Below are 16,507 nucleotides of genomic sequence, written 5' to 3' on the forward strand. Positions count from 1 at the left end.
CCCTCCGCGGCCCGGCGCTCAACACTCAGCGGATCACGTTGAGCAGATCAGACATCATCGTCTGAGCCGTCGACATGACCCGCGTGTTCGCAGAATAGGCCTGCTGGGTTACGATCATCTTAGAGAATTCGGTCGCAATGTCGGTGTTGGATTGCTCGATGCTCGCTCCTGAAATCGTGCTGCCGTTGAGCCCGGTGAGCGGCGGACCGGAATCGACCGTCTGGAGATAGTTGCCGCTCGTGTCGCCCTTCAGACCGTCCGGATTGGCGAACTGAGCGATGCCCACCGTGGCGATCGCCGCCACCGACCCGTTGGAAAACGTGCCGTTGACCTTGCCGTCGCTGCCGACATCGACGCTCGTCAGGGTGCCGGCGGAATTGCCGTCCTGGGTCAGCTTGTTCGTCGTGACGGCACCGCTCGTATCCGAGTACTGCGTCAGGTTGCCGGCTCCGATGTTCATGCTGACACTTGGAAACGTGTAATCGCCGATGCTGATTGCGCCGAGGGGGACAGGATTGGCGGTCGGCGTCAGCATCTTGCCGGTGGAGTCGAACGTGAAGTCCGTCCCGACATTCTGCCAAGCGGTCGCGGTTGCCGAGACGGTCGGGTCGGACGCGTAGAAGAGATTCCACGTCGCCGGGGTGTTGCTGGCCGGGTCGGCATCCTTCATCTTCGCCCACCGCGTGCTCAAGGTCAGCGGCGCGCCGGTCGCCGTGTAGGCCGTGACGGAGGGGCCGGAGATGCTCTTGCTGACGAAATCCGGAGCGTTGGCCGCAGTGACCGAGGCTCCCGCCGCGCCATTGAAGGTGTCGTCCTTCGTGGCGGCGTAGTTGGCGGTCGCGGGCGTCGCCGGCAGGTTGGCGGCGTAAGTGATCGTGGTCGTCGCCTGAGCTGGGAGCGAGACGCTGCTGAGCTGGACGGGACCCGTGCTGACCACCTGGCCGGTTTTCGGGTCGAGATTCGTGCCGGTCAGGTATCCGCCGGCTCCGTTGACCAGGTAGCCGTCCTTGTCCTGCGAGAAGTCGCCCCGGCGGGTGTACATGGTCGTGCCGCCCAGCGTCGAAGCGCCGTTCGCGTCGCCGGTCTTCTGCACCACCGTGAAGAAACCCGTGCCGCTGATGGCCATGTTGGTCGGCACGGTGGTCGCGACGATGTTGCCCGCCAGCGTGTTGGTCAGCTGCGACTGCGCCAGGACGGAACCGGAGGTTTCACGCTTGGGCGTCGATTCGTTCATCAGGTCGACGAAGCTGGTGTCGACGCGCTTGAACCCGGTCGTCTGCGAGTTCGCGATGTTCCCGGAGATGTTGCTGATGGCGTAGGATTGCGCCTGCAATCCGGAGACCGAGGTCTGCAGGGCTGAGAAAAGATCCATGGCGAGCGATCCCGATGCGCGCCGGCACGGCCCGCAGCCCCAATCGGCCGCAACCGCTGTGCCAGGGCTAAGCCGTTGAAAACACTGAGTCCGTCGCGGAGCGACCCGGCAGCCTTGGCAGGCCGGACAGCCGGAGCCGGCAAATCCTGCCCAGCAGGCCCGTGATGGCCGCCAGCCCTCGTTTACGACGCGTTATCCGGACTCATGCGAGACTCGCCTTCGGCCAGGATCGGGTGCGGCGCGACCTGCCCGGAAGCGCCGAACCGGTGGGGATTTCAGGTCTCGGGATCATGCGGGCGAAACGGACGAGCCTCGTCCACATCATCTACTTCTCGCGCCTGAACCTGTCGTCGGACGCGGCGAAGCGGTCGGAGCAGATCGGCGATATCGGCCGCATCGCCCAGAAGAAGAACGAGTTCGCGGTCATCACGAGTTTCCTCGTGATCGAGGGGAACTTCGCCTGCCAGGTCATCGAGGGCGAGCGCTCGTCCGTCCACGAGACCTTCGACCGGGTCAACGCCGACAGCCGCCATCGGGATGTGCAGATCAGTGAATGGCGTGAGATCGCCAAGCGCGAGTTCGTTCACTCCTTCAAGAGCGCGCAGCGCACGCCCGGGAACGAGACGCTGTTCGCCAAGGCCAACCTGCTGCCGATGCTCCAGCGCGGCACGCCGAAGGCCTCCGCGATCCACGGGCTGTGCCTGTCTCTGCAATCCGACACGATGTCCCGCCAGGGCATCGATCATCTCTTCGTCTGAGCAGCGCGATGTCCGAGAGCGATACGCCCCCGATCCTCATCGTCGATGATCAGGAGAAACTTCTCCGGCTGATCATCATGCTGATGACCCGGATCGGTTTCCCGGATGTCGAGGGCGTCACCAGTGCGCCGGAGGCCCTGGAGCGTCTGCGCCAGCGCCGCTACGCCCTGGTGATCTCCGATCTCGATATGGAACCGATGGACGGGCTCAGCCTGCTGCGCGAGATCCGCGCCGACGACGCGCTGATGAACACGCCGTTCATGCTCACCGAATCGTCCTTCGACTTCGAGGACATCAACCTCGCCCACCAAGCGGGGGCGGACGCCTTCATCCTCAAACCGTTCGACATGGCGGTTCTGAAGACGAAGCTGAAGCAGGTGCTCAACCGCAAACCGCGCAAGCGCGAGGCGCCAATGGCGGCGGAATCGAGCTTGAGCGTGGAATTCCCGATGCTCGGGAAGTTCTGAGGCCAAGCCGTCCGGCCCAGCGACACGCTCCCCCTTCCCCTTTGCGGGGGAGGGTGGCCCCCGAAGGGGGTCGGGAGAGGGGAGCGACGGTGCAGAACAGCGCATGAGCTTTCATGAAGGCCGCGTGCCTTCCGGAAACCGGGTTCACCTCTCCCGACCCGGCCTGACGGCCGGCCCACCCTCCCCCGCAGAGGGGGAAGGGAGACCCGCGGCGGTTGCGCCCGTCCCTCCGCCTCACGCCTCCCGCTTCTGATAATCCTTCACATCGGTGAAGCGTACGGCCGGGTAGCGCTCCTCCTCATAGCGGAGCGAGAACGCCGTGGTCGCCATGAAGACCGGTGCCCCGTCGAGGTCCTTGGCCATGGCCGAGCCGTGCGTGTCGATGAACTTGTCGAGTTCGACCTCGGAATCCGATTCGATCCAGCGGCAGACCGAGAACCGCGAGGTCTCGTAATCTACCGGCAGGCCGTACTCGGCCTGGAGCCGCTCCTTCAACACGTCGAGCTGGAGCGCGCCGACCACGCCGACGATCGCCTGGCTGCCGTCCTGCGGCACGAACACCTGGACGACGCCCTCCTCGCCCATCTGCTGGAGCGCCTCGCGCAGCTTCTTCGCCTTCATGGCGTCGGTGAGCTTGATCCGGCGCAGGATCTCGGGGGCAAAACTCGGCACCCCGCGGAACACGATATCCTCGCCCTCCGTCAGCGTATCGCCGATCCGCAGCGTGCCGTGGTTGGGGATGCCGACCACGTCGCCCGCATAGGCCTCGTCGGCGATGGCCCGGTCCTGCGCGAAGAAGAATTGCGGGGCCGAGAGCGAGATCGGCTTACCGGTGCGCACCAGCCGGGCCTTCATGCCCCGGTTGAGCTTGCCCGAGCAGACCCGCATGAACGCGATCCGGTCCCGGTGGTTGGGGTCCATGTTCGCCTGGATCTTGAACACGAAGCCGGTCATGCGCGGCTCGGTCGGCTCCACGAGGCGCTTGTCGGCATCCTGACCCCGGGGCGGGGGCGCCACCTTGGCCAGCCCGTCGATCAGGTCGCGCACGCCGAAATTGCGCAGCGCCGAGCCGAAGAACACCGGCGTCAGGTGGCCTTCCCGGAACGCGTCGAGGTCGAAGGGCTTCAGCCCGCCCTCGGCGAGTTCCACCTCCTCGCGCCACGTATCCGCCGCGCCGTTCTCGGTGAGCAACGCGTCGAACAGGGGGTCGCCCGGTCCGGAGACCGTGACCATCCCGGCATCCTCGGCGGCATCGAGGCGGCGTACGCGGTTGCCGCCGAGCTCGTAGGTCCCGGAGAAGTTGCGGCCCGTCCCGATCGGCCACGTGACCGGGGCGACGTCGAGCGCCAGGGTCTTCTCGATCTCGTCCAGCAGCTCGAACGGGTCGCGGGACTCGCGGTCGAGCTTGTTGATGAAGGTGACGATCGGGATGTCGCGCAGGCGGCAGACCTCGAACAGCTTTCGCGTGCGGGCCTCGATGCCCTTGGCGGCGTCGATCACCATCACGGCCGAATCGACGGCCGTCAGGGTGCGGTAGGTGTCCTCCGAGAAGTCCTCGTGGCCAGGCGTGTCGAGGAGGTTGAAGACGCAGTCGCCGTACTCGAAGGTCATCACCGAGGTGACCACCGAGATGCCGCGCTCCTTCTCGATGCCCATCCAGTCGGATCGGGTCGAGACCCGGTTGCGCTTGGCCTTCACCTCGCCGGCGAGCTGGATCGCGCCCCCGAACAGCAGCAGTTTCTCGGTGAGCGTGGTCTTGCCCGCATCCGGGTGGGAGATGATCGCGAAGGTGCGCCGCCGCGCCACCGGATCGGCCGGCCTCGCCTCGGTCTTGGTCTGCATCAGCATGGAGCGAACGCTCTGGATCGGCGGAACGTGAGGGTGCGCGTCGGGCGCGGTCTCGGGATCGTGTAGCGGCACGCCCCGATATTGGCAAAGACGCGGGGCTCATCGGGGCGTCCCTTCAGGGACCGTACAGGAGCCCGGCAACAGGCTCCGTAAGCCGATTCACGACCCGCGAGGCTGCCATGTCACGCGCCGCACCACTCTGTCTCTTGATCGCCGCCCTGCTCGTGTCCTTTGCGGGGCCCGGGCCGCAGGCGGCCGGCTCGCCCGCTTCCTCCGCGGCAGCGGATGCCGCCTTCCTCGACGCGCTGACCTGGGGTGCCACGCCCTCCGCCTTCGCGCAGCTCGAGGCCGAGGGGCGCGCGCGCTGGCTGCACGGACAGCTCCATCCGCTCGCCGAGACGCGGCTGCCGCCGGAGGCGCAGGCCGCCGTGGATGCGCTGACCCCGCCGGGAAGCCTGTTCGAGCGGACCCAGGCGCTCGACGCCCAGGCGAAGGCCTTCAAGGACATCCAAGACCCCGAGGCCAAGAAGGCCGGGCAGCAGGCGTTCCAAGCGGTGCTGAACAATGCGGCCCGGAACGCCGCCTCCGCCTGGGTGCTGCGCGCCCTCTACAGTCCGGACCAGCTGCGCGAGCGGCTGACGTGGTTCTGGTTCAACCGGTTCAACGTGCACCAGGGCAAGGCGACGCTGCGCGCTGCCGTGGGCGACTATCTCGACACCGCGATCCGCCCGCACGCGCTCGGGCGCTTCCGCGACCTGCTGATGGCGAGCCTGCGCCACCCGGCGATGCTGCGCTACCTCGACAATGCCGACAACGCCGCCGGCCGCATCAACGAGAACTACGCCCGGGAGATCATGGAGCTGCACACGATGGGTGTCGGCTCCGGCTACAGTCAGGCCGACGTGGAGGCGCTGGCGCGGATCCTGACGGGGGTCGGCATCGATCTGAAGCCCGAGGATCCCAAACTCCGGCCCGAGCACGCCGCCGACTTCCGCCGCGACGGGCTGTTCGAGTTCAACCCGAACCGCCACGATTACGGCGACAAGGTCTTCCTCGGCGCAGCGATTCAGGGCCGCGGCTGGCCGGAGGTCGAGGAGGCGGTGAACCTCATCGCCCACAATCCCGCCACCGCCACGAACGTCTCACGGGCGCTCGCGGCTTACATCCTCGGGCAGACCCCGGACGACGGGCTGGTGGCCCGGCTCGCCGCCACCTTCACCCGCACGGACGGCGACATCGCGGCCGTGATGGAGGTTTTGGTGCGCGAGCCGGCCTTCGCGGCCGAGCGCGGTGGCGCCTTCAAGGATCCGGTGCGCTACGTCTTCTCGGCCGTGCGCATGGCCTACGACCAGCGCGTGATCCTCAATGCCGGCCCGATGCTGGGCTGGCTGAACCGGCTCGGCGAGGGTCTGTTCAACCGCTCGACGCCCGACGGCTACCCGCTCGATTCCGCGGCCTGGAACGGACCGGGGCAGCTCGCGACCCGCTTCGAGATCGCCCGCCAGATCGGCTCCAGCTCGGCCGGACTGTTCAAGCCGCCGACACCTGACCAGCCCGAGCAGCCGGCCTTCCCGGTTCTCGCCAACGGGTTCTACTTCGCGGCCGTGTCGGGCACCCTCTCGGCCCCGACGCGGGCAGCGCTCGCGCAGGCGGTCTCGCCCCAGGACTGGAACACGCTCTACCTCGCCTCGCCGGAGTTCATGCGATGAACCGTCGCGACCTGATCCGCGCCTCGGCGGCGCTCGGCTTGTCCACGGTGGCGGGACGCGTCTGGGCAGCTCCGAAGGCCGATGCACGTCTCCTCGTGGTGTTCCTGCGCGGTGCCTACGACGCCGCCAACGTGGTGATCCCCACCGGCAGCGATTTTTACTATCGGTCGCGCCCGAACCTTGCCATCGCCAAGCCCGACGCCGCCGATCCCAAGGCCGCCCTGGTGCTCGACGCCGACTGGAGCCTGCATCCGGCTCTGCGCGAGACGATCCTGCCCCTTTTCGCCAAGGGGCAAGCGGCCTTCGTGCCCTTTGCGGGCACGGACGACCTGACGCGCAGCCATTTCGAGACGCAGGACACGATCGAGATGGGCCAGACCATCGGGGCTGTGCGCGATTACAATTCCGGCTTCATGGCGCGGCTCGCCGCCGAGCTGACCCGGGTCCGGCCGATCGCCTTCACCGATCAGATGCCGTTGATTTTCCGGGGCGGCGAGACGGTGCCGAACATCGCCATCAACGGCGTCGGCAAGCCCGGCATCGACGACCGGCAGGCCAGGCTCATCGCCGCCATGTACAGCGGGACCAAGCTCGCCGGGGCCGTCAGCGAAGGCTTCCGGGTGCGCGACGAGGTCTACCGCTCGATCTCCGACCACGCGGCGCAGGCGGACCGCGGCGCGGTCTCGCCGAAGGGGTTCGAGCTGTCGGCCCGGCGCATCGGCCGCCTGATGCGCGACTCGTTCAACCTCGGCTTCGTGGATGTCGGCGGCTGGGACACGCACGTGAACCAGGGGGCCGGCAACGGCTACCTCGCCGACCGGCTGGGCGAGCTGGGGCGCGGCCTGGCCGGCTTCGTCGAGGAGATCGGGCCCGGCTGGTCCGATACCGTGGTGGTGGTCCTGTCGGAGTTCGGCCGCACCTTCCGGGAGAACGGCAACCGCGGGACCGACCATGGCCATGGCAGTGCCTACTGGATCCTCGGCGGCGGCGTCCGGGGCGGCCGGATCGCGGGTCCGCAGGTGCGGGCCGATGAGGCCAACCTGTTCCAGAACCGGGACTATCCGGTCCTGAGCAACTATCGCGGCCTGCTCGGCGGCCTGTTCCGGCGTCTCTACGGCCTCGATCAGGCGAGCCTGCGCCGGATCTTCCCGAGCGCGGACCCGGCGGATCTGGCGCTGCTATAATGGCCGGCTTCAGGCGGCCGCAGCCGACAGCGTGCGCAGATCACCGATCAGCTGATCGATCCGATCGAGCTCGGCGTCCCAGGCGAACATGAAGCGCGCCCCGCCGCCGATGAACGTGTAGAACCGCCAGCCCCGGGTGCGCAGGCCCTCCATGGTGGCGGGTGGCATCGTCAGGAACACGGCGTTGGCCTCCACGGGAAACAGCGCCCGTACCCCCGGAAGGCCAGCAACCGCCTCGGAGAAACGCTGGGCGCAGGCATTGCCGTGGGCCGCGTTCCGCAGCCAAGCACCGCTCTCCAGCATGCCGACCCAGGGCGCTGCAAAGAAGCGCATCTTGGAAGCGAGCTGGCCGGCCTGCTTGCAGCGATACCCAAAATCCTCGGCGAGCTTCCGGTCGAAGAACACCACAGCCTCGCCGGCATGCATGCCGTTCTTGGTGCCGCCGAAGCATAGGACGTCGATGCCCGACCGCCACGTCATGTCGGCGGGGCTGCAACCGAGGCTCGCGCAGGCATTGGCGAAGCGCGAACCGTCCATGTGCAGGGCAAGCCCCAACTCCCGGCAGGTGGCAGACAGCGCGCGCAGCTCGGCCAGCGTGTAGACCTGTCCCGTCTCGGTGGGCTGCGTGACCGTCACGACCCGGGGCCGGGGGAAGTGGATGTCGCTGCGGTTGGTGGCGAGCCCGCGGATCGCCTCCGGGGTGAGCTTGCCGCCCTCGGTGCGGACGGTGAGCAGCTTCGAGCCGTTGGAGAAGAATTCCGGCGCGCCGCACTCGTCGGTCTCGACATGAGCCGAATCGGCGCAGATCACGCTGTGGTAGGATTGGCACAGCGCGGCGAGCGCCAGGGCGTTCGCCGCGGTGCCGTTGAACGCGAAGAACACCTCGCAGTCGATCTCGAACAGGGTGCGGAACGCGTCCGCCGCGCGCTTCGTCCAGGCATCCTCGCCATAGGCCGGGGCGTGGCCGCGATTGGCCGCCTCCATGGCCGCCCACGCCTCAGGGCAGATGCCGGAATAGTTGTCGCTGGCGAATTGCTGCGAGTCGTCGTGTCTCATGTCGGCAACCTATCACGCCGGCGCCGAAGATCGATCGTGCGAACAGGTTGGAACTGGTGCGCGCTTGGTGTAATAGCCCCGTCAAGGCGTGGGCTCCACGCCGATTCGGAAACCGACGTTCCCGTCCCTCCCGGGTTCATCCCGGCCGAGGGACGTTGTCGGTTTCCAGATCGGCGGCGGGCTGCGCGAGCCCCAAATCCAGGTCCAGAGGATCAAGTCCGTTGCAGGTACTCGTTCGCGACAACAACGTCGATCAGGCGCTCCGCGTCCTCAAGAAGAAGATGCAGCGCGAGGGCATCTTCCGCGAGATGAAGCAGCGCAAGGCTTATGAGAAGCCCTCCGTGCGCAAGGCCCGCGAGAAGGCCGAGGCCGTCCGCCGTGCCCGCAAGCAGGCCCGCAAGACCGCGATCCGCGAGGGCCTGATCGCCGCGCCGAAGCCGAAGCCGCGTTTCCCCGCCGGCAGCCGCCGCCCCGGCTTCCCGTCGCCGTCGGTCACCCAGGGCCAGGGCGGCAACGCCTCGGGTCAGGTTCCGGTGACCCCGGCCCCCGCCGCCTGAGCGACGACACTGCGTTTAGAGAAACCCGGCCCGCGCAAGCGGCCGGGTTTTTTCGTTTGAGGCGGCGCGATAGCGTCAGGAATGGCGGTTCGGCTCAGCTACGTGTCCTGCCTCCTTTGCGGGCAGAGACCCGGCACGGGTTTCATGCCTCAGCTGGCTCAATCATCGGCAGGATGAGACGCGTGTCCCCTCTCCCGCGCGGGAGAGGGGGGCGCGTCGGCGCTATGTCATTATCCGCGTGCCGAACCCGTGTAGCCCACAAGTCTGCGGAAGTAGGAAAGAAGGCGGACTGCGCCCCGCCCCTCAAGCCGCCTTGGCGGCCATCGTCGCGTGCTCGGCCTGGACCAGCACATCGAGCGCCCGCCAGGGCTTCTGCATGTAGACGGCCTGATCGGGCAGGCGCGCGTCGCGGCTCGCCCCGGAGGTCACGACCACCCGAACATCCGGCCAGCGGCGGCCCACCGCCTGCGCCAGCGTGACGCCGTCCATGGCGCCCGGGAGGCGCACGTCGGCGAAGAGCAGCGCCACCGTGACGTCCGTGCGCTCCAGCACCGAGAGCGCGGCCTCGGCACTCTCGCAGGCGATCACGCCGAGATCCGTCTCTTCCAGAACCGCGGTGGCAAGGTCGCGGACCGCCGCGTCGTCCTCCACGACGAGGGCCACCGGGTTGGAACACTCGGGCTGTGCGCGATCCATTGATGTCTCCTGAGCTGGGTGCGATGCCCCACACCGGGGTCACGGCCTTCGAATGTGGCTTCTGATTCCCCGATTCGGCCATGCTGACCTGTCAACAGCCGGCTCACAAGAGTCGGCGCCATCCGGGACGGCATGCCCGCCCTGCGATCAGACCGCTGCACATTCGTGCGATGCGCCCGAATTTGGCGCATCGCCTGTGCGGTTAAGAAACTGTTCACCCGTGTGGACCGACTGTTAACATCCTGCGACGGAACGTCCCCACCCCGCGGCGAAGCTCCATCGGGCTCGCGTGGGCCAGAGCTGAAGGATCGTTGTCCGACATGTGCCGTTTCCTCGCCTATAGCGGTGAGCCGGTCTTCCTCTCCGACCTCGTCTGCGCGCCGACCCACTCGCTGGTGCACCAGTCGCTGCATGCCGATGAGGGGAAAACCGAGACCAACGGCGATGGGTTCGGCATCGGTTGGTACGCGGAGCGGCCGGAGCCCGGCGTCTATCGCGACATCTCGCCGGCGTGGTCGGACGAGAACTTGGTGAACCTCTGCGGGCAGGTGCGAGCGCGGACCTTCTTCGCCCATGTCCGGGCCTCGACCGGCACTGCGACCGCCCGGGCGAATTGCCATCCGTTCGTCCACGGCCGGCACCTGTTCATGCATAACGGCCAGATCGGCGGCTATCACCGGATCAAGCGCCGGCTCGAAGCCATGATTCCCGATGCACTCTACGACAACCGCCGCGGCAGCACCGATTCCGAGGCGATCTTCCTGCTGGCGCTCGCCAACGGGCTCGAGCAGGACGCCGTGGGTGCGATGGCTCGAACCCTGAAGATCATCCGCGGATTGATGGACGAGGCTGCAATCTGCGAGCCCGTCCGTTTCACGGCACTGCTCACCGACGGCGAGACCCTGACCGCCTATCGCTGGGCCTGCGACGGCCGGCCGCCGAGCCTGTACTACCGCGAGGGGCCGGGTGGGATCGTGGTGGTGTCCGAGCCGATCGACGGCTGCCGCGAGGGCTGGCAGGTGGTGCCGAAGGGCGCGACGCTGCGCGCCCGCCACGGCACCGCAACGCTTGTGGAGGCTCCCGGGCTGGCGCGCGCTGCGGCCTGAGTGACAACCGGCCCAGCCATGCCGCTGCGGGCATTGCCCGGGCGCGCCGAATGGCCACAATCCGCCTGCGGCCGATGCTGCGGCCATGCGGGATTTGATCGATGTATCCGGATACCGAGCTTCACATCGCCGGACGCTGGCGCGCGGGTGTCGAAGGGGAGACCCTAGCGGTCCTGAACCCCGCCACGGGCGAGACGATCGGTCGATGCGCGGTCGCCGGCACGGCGGATCTCGATGAGGCCGTGGCGGCGGCCGCCCGCGCCTTCCCTGTTTGGCGGAAGGTGGCGCCCTTCGAGCGCGCCAAGGTAATGCGCAAGGCCGCCGACCTGCTGCGTGCCCGGGTCGACGACATCGCCCGGACCATGACCCTGGAACAGGGCAAGCCGCTGGCCGAATCGCGGATTGAGACGCTCGCGGCGGCCGACATCATCGACTGGTTCGCTGAAGAGGGAAAGCGCGCCTACGGCCGCGTCATCCCCGGCCGCGCCGACGGGGTGCTCCAGGCCGTGATCCGCGAGCCGGTCGGCCCGGTGGCTTGCTTCACGCCGTGGAATTTCCCGATCAATCAGGCGGTTCGCAAGATCTCGGCGGCGCTCACCACCGGCTGCACGGTGATCCTGAAGGGGCCCGAGGATACGCCGGCGAGCTGCGCCGCCCTGGTGCGCGCCTTCCTGGATGCGGGCATCCCCGGGGACGCGCTCGCGCTGGTCTATGGTGACCCGGCCGCGATCTCGTCCTACCTGATCGCGCATCCGGTGATCCGAAAGATCTCGTTCACCGGCTCCACGGTGGTGGGCAAGAAGCTCGCGGCGTTGGCGGGCGCGCACATGAAGCGGGCCACCATGGAGCTTGGCGGCCACGCGCCGGCGATCGTGTTCGGCGATGCCGACGTGGACAAGGCGGTCTCGATCCTCGCCCCGGCCAAGTTCCGGAATGCCGGACAGGTCTGTGTCTCGCCGACCCGTTTCCTCGTGCATGATTCCGTGTTCGACCGCTTCGTGGAGGGCTTCACGACCTTCGCCAAGACCCTGAAGGTCGGCGACGGGCTTGATCCCGAGACCAAGATGGGCCCCCTGATCCACGAGCGGCGCCTCGACGATGTCACGGCGCTGACGGCGGACGCCGAGTCGGGCGGCGGCACGCTGCGCGCCGGCGGCAAGCGGATCGGCAACCGGGGCAACTTCTTCGAGCCGACCGTTCTCACCGAGGTCCCGCTCACCACCCGGATCATGAACGAGGAGCCGTTCGGCCCGCTCGCCATCATCAACCGGTTCTCGGACGACGAGGAGGCCCTGACCGAGGCGAACCGCCTACCCTACGGTCTTGCGGCCTACGCCTATACCCGCTCGGCCGAGCGGACGGCCCGGGTGTCGAATCGGGTCGAGAGCGGAATGATCTCGATCAACCACCATGGCCTCGCCTTGCCGGAGACGCCGTTCGGCGGGGTCAAAGACTCCGGCTACGGCAGCGAGGGCGGCCCGGAAGCGCTCGACGCCTACCTCGTGATCAAGTTCGTCACCCAGGCGAATTTCTGACCGGCTGCTCAATAATGTGGGGGCGGCGGCTCGGGACCGCGTGGGGATGCCCGGGCCGCCGCCTCTTCGACCTGCTCGCGCAGACCCGCGATCAGGCGGGACAGGCGATCGATCATGCGCCACTGTTCGGTGACGGTGCGATTCAGATCCTCGATCGTCGCCTCCTGTTCGGTGAGGCGCATTTCGAGGCGGTCCATCCGGCTCGGCTCGTCCATCCCTGATCTCCTTCGGCCCGGCATCGGGCCGGCGGCGCGGATCGTATTTGCGCACCTCGCGTTCGGCCCGCCGGAAGAGCCGAACGATCGGGCGGCAGCGCATCACGATCCCGGATTGCAAATCAGGCGCGCGCGGCGTGCCTCTGGACTGGCAGGGTTCCGCGCGCCTGTCCGACCCAAACGCATCGATCCGCTTTCACGCTGAACCCGTCAACGCCCTGAGGCCGTCCACGCATCCATACAGTCAGGCGTTGGGAAAACGGCGGCCGAGTCGCCCCGCGTATCCTCTCGAGCAGCCGGCGTCCTTCGCCTATCAAGTGGGAAGACGTGCGCTCATCCCCCTTGCGGCCTTCGATGGACGCACATCCCGGACTTAAGCACGGATCTCGCTCTCCCGGCGTGCCGAGCGGCTTTGGGATCCACGTTCAGAAAGGTGTGGCAATCCCGAGTTGCTACACGCCCTCCCTCCTCTGCGGGTTAAAGCATACCCACAATTGCGCCGACGCTCTCTCCTCCCCCTTTTGAGGAGCCGGAGGTGGGGGTGGTTCAGAAGGCACCCCTGCGCTCAATCCTGCACCACCCCCACCCCTGACCCCTCCCCGCAAGGGGGAGGGAATAGCGCTGTCTTCCGATAGCTTTGAGCTTCGGAGCAAAACGATGAATCTGCAAGCTTCTGCGAAGGGAGAAGACGCGCTGTATTTATTCCGTCGTCAGCGCCGGGATGAGGCTTGTCGGTCAGCTCGCTCAAGCATCTTAACGATATTGCGTCTGAAATATCCGGATATCGAAGCAATGGACTGGCGCATAACGACAGCCGCGACTGGACCGATTAAAAAATATCCGTCGGCCTACATACCCTCATTTGATGAAAGAGGTTGAACGCGCTGCTGACCCAAAATCCGACTTGGCCGAGCCCGATCGGTAGACACTCCGTCTACCATCGGACATTACCGGCCTGCCGGATCCGTGTTCGGGTAAATTATAACATTTTAAACTGTCTTGGAGTGAATAATTAGGCAGATCGATTATGTGGGTTCGGGGCTGACGATGGCATTGTTCGGGTTGCGTTCGGAAGTGCCGTTGGCTGCGCTCGACCGGACAATGGGGCGGGTCGAGTTCGATCCGGCCGGCCACGTCACGGATGCCAACGCGATCTTCCTCGATCTCGTCGGCTACACCCTCGCGGAGGTCCGTGGACGCCATCACAGCCTGTTCGTGCCCGAAGCCGAGCGCACGGGACCGGGTTACGCCGCGTTCTGGGATCGCCTGCGGGCCGGCCAGCCCGAGGTCCGTGAGTTCGCCCGTCTGACCAAGGACGGCCGCATCGTCTGGATCAAGGGGGCCTATACCCCGGTCCTCGACCGCAACGGGAAAGCCGTCAAAATCGTGAAGATCGTCACGGACGTCACGGCGGAGCGGGCGCGCAACGCCATGGACGCGGGCCAGATCGCAGCGATCAATCGCTCGCAGGCGGTCATCCATTTCGCCCTCGACGGGACCATCACGGACGCCAACGCGAACTTCCTCGCCACCATGGGCTACACCCTCGACGAGGTCCGTGGCTGTCATCACCGGATGTTCATGCCCTCCGCCGACGCGGCGAGCCCGGAATATCAGGCGTTCTGGGCCGCGCTGGCGGCGGGACAGTATCAAGCGGGCGAGTTCCGCCGGATCGGTAAAGAGGGTCGGACCGTCTGGATCTTCGGCGCCTACAACCCGATCCTCGACGCGGAGGGCAAGCCCTGCGCGGTGGTCAAGTTCGCCACCGACGTGACCCAGCAGGTCGAGGACCGGCATCGCCGGGCCGAAAGCCAGCGCGGCATCGACGGGGATATCGCGGCGATCCGGGATTCGATGAGCCGCGTCGTTCGGCAGGCCGACGAAACCGCCGAGGCTTCGAACCAGACCGCCCGCAACGTCCAGGCGGTCGCAGCCGGCTCGGAAGAGTTCTCCGCCTCCATCGAGGAGCTCAGCCGCCATGCCCTCGGGGCGAAAACCTCGGTCGACCAAGTTGTGATTCGTGCCGAGGAGGCGGGGGCGATCGTGGTCGGGCTGACCGGCGCCGCCGACCGGATCGGCGCCGCCGTGAACCTGATCCGCTCGATCGCCGACCAGACGAACCTCCTGGCCCTCAACGCCACGATCGAGGCCGCCCGCGCGGGCGCCGCCGGCAAGGGCTTCGCGGTCGTGGCCGCGGAGGTGAAGGCGCTCGCCGAGCAGACCGCCCGGGCGACCGGCGAAATCGGCAGCCAGATCGCGGCCGTCCAAACGGAGACCGCCAAGGCGGTGTCGGCCATCGACGGGATCGGCATGACCATCGAACAGTTGAGCGCGATCACGCTCAGCGTCTCGTCCGCCGTGACCGAGCAGGCGGCGGTGACCCGCGACCTGACGGAGAACATGCAGTCGGCTGCGCACAGCGTCGATATGGCACGCGCCGCCATGGCCGACATCGCGACCTCGGCCGCCCAGGTGGACCGCTCGGTGCGTCAGGTCTCCGAGGCAGCCCGCGCGCTGGCCTGAGCGGACGGTCGCGTCGGGCCTGGAGCGTGCTCCGGCGAGGTGGATACCGGTTCGGCGTAAAAGTGCGCGACAAAATAGTGACCCAGAGCCATGCCCGATTGCCACGCGATCGGGCATGGCCCTAGTGCTCTGACGCATTGACTTCGTTCATGCGAGTGAGCACTAGGTCTTTGGTTTTGCATCAATTTTTCCAGACTTGGCTGACGCCTCCGTCTGGATCGATGCACTAGGCGGCCTGGGCAGCGGCGCCCTCGACGGCCACGGCCACTCGATCCCGGCCGCCATTCTTGGCGGTATAGAGCGCGGCATCCGCCCGCCGCATCAGCGCGTCGAACCCGATCCCGTCCCGGGTCTGGGCAATGCCGATGCTGACGCTGACACGCAGGTCCGGAAGCTCGGGCACGCGAAGACCCGCAAAGGCCCGGCGCAGTTCCTCGGCCCGGGCCAGGGCCTCCGCGGCCGAAGCCTCTGGCAGGAAGCAGACGAACTCCTCGCCACCCAGCCGCCCCAGCAGCGCATCCCGCGGCAGCAGGGTCCCGGCCATGGCGCAGAACGCCACCAGGACCGCATCTCCGACCGCGTGGCCGTGGACGTCGTTGACGGCCTTGAACCGGTCGAGATCGAACAGGAGGAGCGCCCCGTCTTCGTCCGCGCCGAGCGCGGCCTCGGCGCCCTGCACGAAGGCGCGGCGGTTGCGCACGCCGGTGAGCGCGTCGGTGGAGGCAGCGATGCGCTGTTCCCGCTCCGCCCGCTCCTTCACGAGCGCCATGACGGTGAAGGCCGAGGCGATCGAGAACAGCATGGTCATGAAGCACAGGATCGCCACCCAGGGCGAAGCCAGCGGATTCGGCCCGATCAGCGGCGGCGCGAGCAGCGTCGCGGGAATCCGCACGACGTAGAAGGCCCCGTGCAGGGCCAGGACGGCGCCGGCTGCGTACCGGGAAGCCAACTGCTCCGAGCGGCCGCGCCAGAGCTCCACGGCGGCGGCACCGCAATAGAGGGTGGCGACCGCGGAGGCGTAGACGATACGCAGCGCGATCGAGGCATAGAAAGCCGGGACGAGACATAGCGCGCACCAGACGAGCGCGCCCGCCAGGGCGAACCCCAGGCTCGGTCGACGCTTCTCGAACGCGCGGACACCGCACCAGATCAGACCGTAGGCGGCCAGCACGACGGCATTGGCCAATCCGATCGACAGCAGATCCGGGATCTGGCCCCTCAGTGCGAGCCCGGCGCTGCCGGCCGCTCCGACGAGATGCGCCGCGCCCCAGAAGGCGAGCGACCGCTCTTCGGGCGCCTGTCGCCACGAGGTCAGGAACAGCGCTCCCACCAACAAGGCGATCGCCGCACTGACGATCAGCAGGGTGGCGGGATCAAGGTGCACGACCGACCATCGATCTCCTGCCTGGACGCGGCACATCGTGCCGACCGGGCGTGACTGAACACACGCGCCAACGAATCAGACTATACAGCTATCGTTG

The 16,507-nt window shown here is 67.5% G+C and carries 15 protein-coding genes; 9 read left to right on the forward strand and 6 right to left on the reverse strand.

Annotated features, from left to right (window positions below; genetic code table 11):
- Positions 1–25 precede the first annotated feature (25 nt).
- Positions 26–1,372, reverse strand: coding sequence for a flagellar hook protein FlgE (locus MKK63_RS30525; protein ID WP_244008201.1), 1,347 nt, complete (start codon positions 1,370–1,372; stop codon positions 26–28).
- Positions 1,373–1,662: 290 nt separating this feature from the next.
- Between MKK63_RS30525 and MKK63_RS30530 the strand changes: the two genes are divergently transcribed.
- Positions 1,663–2,130, forward strand: coding sequence for a BLUF domain-containing protein (locus MKK63_RS30530; RefSeq protein ID WP_244008255.1), 468 nt, complete (start codon positions 1,663–1,665; stop codon positions 2,128–2,130).
- Between the two features lie 8 nt (positions 2,131–2,138).
- Positions 2,139–2,597 (forward strand): response regulator, encoded by a 459-nt coding sequence (locus MKK63_RS30535; RefSeq protein ID WP_243925574.1) that lies wholly within the window; start codon positions 2,139–2,141, stop codon positions 2,595–2,597.
- 234 nt (positions 2,598–2,831) lie between these two features.
- Here the strand turns inward: MKK63_RS30535 and MKK63_RS30540 are convergent, their stop codons facing one another.
- Positions 2,832–4,445, reverse strand: coding sequence for a peptide chain release factor 3 (locus MKK63_RS30540; protein WP_244008202.1), 1,614 nt, complete (start codon positions 4,443–4,445; stop codon positions 2,832–2,834).
- Positions 4,446–4,624: 179 nt separating this feature from the next.
- Between MKK63_RS30540 and MKK63_RS30545 the strand changes: the two genes are divergently transcribed.
- Together MKK63_RS30545 and MKK63_RS30550 are read left to right on the forward strand one after the other, a co-directional pair.
- The gene (locus tag MKK63_RS30545; protein ID WP_244008203.1) at positions 4,625–6,154 is read left to right on the forward strand and encodes a DUF1800 domain-containing protein; all 1,530 of its coding nucleotides are present in this window, start codon (positions 4,625–4,627) and stop codon (positions 6,152–6,154) included.
- Complete coding sequence (locus MKK63_RS30550) at positions 6,151–7,338, forward strand: DUF1501 domain-containing protein (RefSeq protein ID WP_244008204.1); 1,188 nt, start codon at positions 6,151–6,153, stop codon at positions 7,336–7,338. Before MKK63_RS30545 ends, MKK63_RS30550 begins: the two co-directional genes overlap by 4 nt.
- Before the next feature lie 9 nt (positions 7,339–7,347).
- Here the strand turns inward: MKK63_RS30550 and MKK63_RS30555 are convergent, their stop codons facing one another.
- Positions 7,348–8,394 carry a threonine aldolase family protein gene (locus MKK63_RS30555; protein WP_244008205.1) on the reverse strand — a complete coding sequence of 349 codons (1,047 nt, stop codon included), beginning with the start codon at positions 8,392–8,394 and terminating at the stop codon, positions 7,348–7,350.
- A gap of 221 nt (positions 8,395–8,615) precedes the next feature.
- Between MKK63_RS30555 and rpsU the strand changes: the two genes are divergently transcribed.
- On the forward strand, positions 8,616–8,951 hold the full coding sequence (gene rpsU, locus MKK63_RS30560) for a 30S ribosomal protein S21 (protein WP_244008206.1): 336 nt from the start codon (positions 8,616–8,618) through the stop codon (positions 8,949–8,951).
- A 303-nt stretch (positions 8,952–9,254) separates the two neighbouring features.
- Here the strand turns inward: rpsU and MKK63_RS30565 are convergent, their stop codons facing one another.
- The gene (locus MKK63_RS30565) at positions 9,255–9,647 is read right to left on the reverse strand and encodes a response regulator (RefSeq protein WP_244008207.1); all 393 of its coding nucleotides are present in this window, start codon (positions 9,645–9,647) and stop codon (positions 9,255–9,257) included.
- Positions 9,648–9,967: 320 nt separating this feature from the next.
- On the opposite strand from MKK63_RS30565, the gene MKK63_RS30570 reads away from it, so the two are divergent.
- Together MKK63_RS30570 and MKK63_RS30575 are read left to right on the forward strand one after the other, a co-directional pair.
- Positions 9,968–10,753 (forward strand): class II glutamine amidotransferase, encoded by a 786-nt coding sequence (locus tag MKK63_RS30570; protein WP_244008208.1) that lies wholly within the window; start codon positions 9,968–9,970, stop codon positions 10,751–10,753.
- Between the two features lie 101 nt (positions 10,754–10,854).
- Entirely contained in the window at positions 10,855–12,288 is a 1,434-nt protein-coding gene (locus MKK63_RS30575; protein ID WP_244008209.1) for an NAD-dependent succinate-semialdehyde dehydrogenase, read from the forward strand.
- An 8-nt stretch (positions 12,289–12,296) separates the two neighbouring features.
- Here the strand turns inward: MKK63_RS30575 and MKK63_RS30580 are convergent, their stop codons facing one another.
- Complete coding sequence (locus tag MKK63_RS30580; protein ID WP_244008210.1) at positions 12,297–12,503, reverse strand: SlyX family protein; 207 nt, start codon at positions 12,501–12,503, stop codon at positions 12,297–12,299.
- 657 nt (positions 12,504–13,160) lie between these two features.
- Here MKK63_RS30580 and MKK63_RS30585 point away from each other — a divergent pair.
- Both MKK63_RS30585 and MKK63_RS30590 read left to right on the forward strand, forming a co-directional pair.
- Positions 13,161–13,382 carry a hypothetical protein gene (locus tag MKK63_RS30585; protein ID WP_244008211.1) on the forward strand — a complete coding sequence of 74 codons (222 nt, stop codon included), beginning with the start codon at positions 13,161–13,163 and terminating at the stop codon, positions 13,380–13,382.
- A 168-nt stretch (positions 13,383–13,550) separates the two neighbouring features.
- Positions 13,551–15,026, forward strand: a complete 1,476-nt coding sequence (locus tag MKK63_RS30590) for a methyl-accepting chemotaxis protein (RefSeq protein ID WP_244008212.1) — start codon at positions 13,551–13,553, stop codon at positions 15,024–15,026.
- Between the two features lie 226 nt (positions 15,027–15,252).
- On the opposite strand, the gene MKK63_RS30595 is transcribed toward MKK63_RS30590, so the two are convergent.
- A complete protein-coding gene (locus tag MKK63_RS30595; RefSeq protein ID WP_244008213.1) occupies positions 15,253–16,410 on the reverse strand; it encodes a sensor domain-containing diguanylate cyclase in 1,158 nt (385 codons plus the stop codon).
- Between the last annotated feature and the right edge of the window lie 97 nt (positions 16,411–16,507).

Origin of the sequence: Methylobacterium sp. J-088, assembly GCF_022829295.1 — a bacterium.
Classification (GTDB): Bacteria; Pseudomonadota; Alphaproteobacteria; order Rhizobiales; family Beijerinckiaceae; genus Methylobacterium.